Source organism: Ideonella azotifigens (assembly GCF_006519715.1).
Classification (GTDB): domain Bacteria; phylum Pseudomonadota; class Gammaproteobacteria; order Burkholderiales; family Burkholderiaceae_C; genus Ideonella; species Ideonella azotifigens.
Genome location: NZ_VIDT01001012.1, coordinates 1 through 1,484 on the forward strand (window position 1 = coordinate 1; position 1,484 = coordinate 1,484).

3 protein-coding genes are annotated in these 1,484 nt (G+C 70.3%); all 3 read right to left on the minus strand.

The window, feature by feature from the left end; genetic code table 11:
* Positions 1-596, minus strand: a 596-nt coding sequence (locus tag FKP22_RS30160; RefSeq protein WP_141291893.1) for a histidine phosphatase family protein, incomplete at its 3' end; no start/stop codon positions are given.
* Positions 597-598: 2 nt separating this feature from the next.
* Complete coding sequence (locus tag FKP22_RS30165) at positions 599-916, minus strand: DUF1840 domain-containing protein (RefSeq protein ID WP_141291894.1); 318 nt, start codon at positions 914-916, stop codon at positions 599-601.
* A 60-nt stretch (positions 917-976) separates the two neighbouring features.
* On the minus strand, positions 977-1,484 hold a 508-nt coding region (locus FKP22_RS30170; protein WP_141291895.1), incomplete at its 5' end, for an EAL domain-containing protein.

Genomic DNA, 1,484 nt, shown 5'->3' on the forward strand with positions numbered 1-1,484 from the left:
TCGGCCCAGCCGATCAGCGTGAAGCCGTCGCCGGTCCACAGCAGGCGGTTGATGCCGGTGTTGGGCAGCTCCCAGGTGCGCGGCGCGTTCAGCGCAATGCGCGAGGCGGCGCGGTAAAGGCAGTCCAGCACGCCGCCATGGGCCACCAGCACCACCGTCTGGCCCGGATGCGCGCTGACCAGGCGGGCGGCGGTGGCCACGCTGCGCTCGTAGAAACCCAGCAGGGTTTCGCCGCCCTCGGGGCCGAAGTCCGGCAGGCGGGCGCGCCATTTGGCGCTCAGGTCCGGCCAGGTCTGTTCGACCTCGGCATAGGTGTGGCCCTGCCAGATGCCGAAGTGGCGCTCGCGCAGGCCGGGGTCCGGCAGCACCGTCATGTCGACCGCGTCGGCAATCGCCTGCGCGGTGTCGAAGGCACGCGACAGGTCGCTGGCGTAGATCACATCGGGCTTGTCGTGCGCCAGCGCCAGGCCGGCACGGCGAGCCTGCTCGCGGCCGCGTGGGTTCAGCGGCACGTCGAGCTGGCCCTGCAAACGGGTGTCGACGTTCCAGGCGGTTTCGCCATGGCGCACGGCAATGACGCGGGTCACATCCTGCATGCTCAAACGCCCCAGACCACCGGTTGTTTTTCGGCCAGGCTGCGCTTCATCATCTCGATCATCGGCCAGGCGCGGCGGCGCAGCGAGACCGAATCGGTCGAGGCCTTGGCCGGCTCATCGGTCTCGGCTTCGTCTTTCCCGCCACTGCCAGCTTCCTCGGCTTCGACGGCGCGGGTCAGTGCGTCGATGGCGGCCGGCAGGTCGGCCACGTCGATGATGCCCTGGGCGGCAGGGGCCTTGCCGATCAGGCTCAGCACCTGGTCACCATTGGGCGCCAGCATGATCAGGTCGGCGGTGGCCTTGCTCTTGAACTTGTACATCGCGGCTCTCCACGGGTTGCGCTCGGAAGCGATGCCCGCATTGTGCCGCCCGGGCTTTACTTATTCGTTGGCCGCGCGCGGTGGCGCTTGAACACGTTGAGCCAAGGCCGCTGCCCGTGCCAACACCCCGCGTTCACAGGCCCGCGCGTCGAGCGCAGCGGACGCCAGCAGGCCTTGCCAGCCGTCGCAGCCGGCCTGGGTCACGAACTGGCGTTGCGAGGCGTGTTCGACGCCCTCGGCCAGCACCTGCAGGCCCAGCGCGCGGGCCAGCGAGACGAGGCCTTGCACCATGGCGTTTTCAGCGGCCTGGCGCGGCACCTGGCGGATCAGGCTGCGGTCCAGCTTGACGGCGTGGAAGGGGTAGCGGCGCAACAGGCCCAGCGAGCAGTCGCCAGTGCCCCAGTCGTCCAGCACCAGGCGCACACCCAGGCGCTGCAAGGCCTGCAGGTTGTACAGCGCGGTTTCCGGGTCGCGCTGCAGCGCGGCTTCCTGCAGGTCCAGCTCCAGCAGCCGGGCGGGCCAGCCGGTGGCCTCCAGCAGCGCGGCCACGCGGCGCGCATAAGCCGGC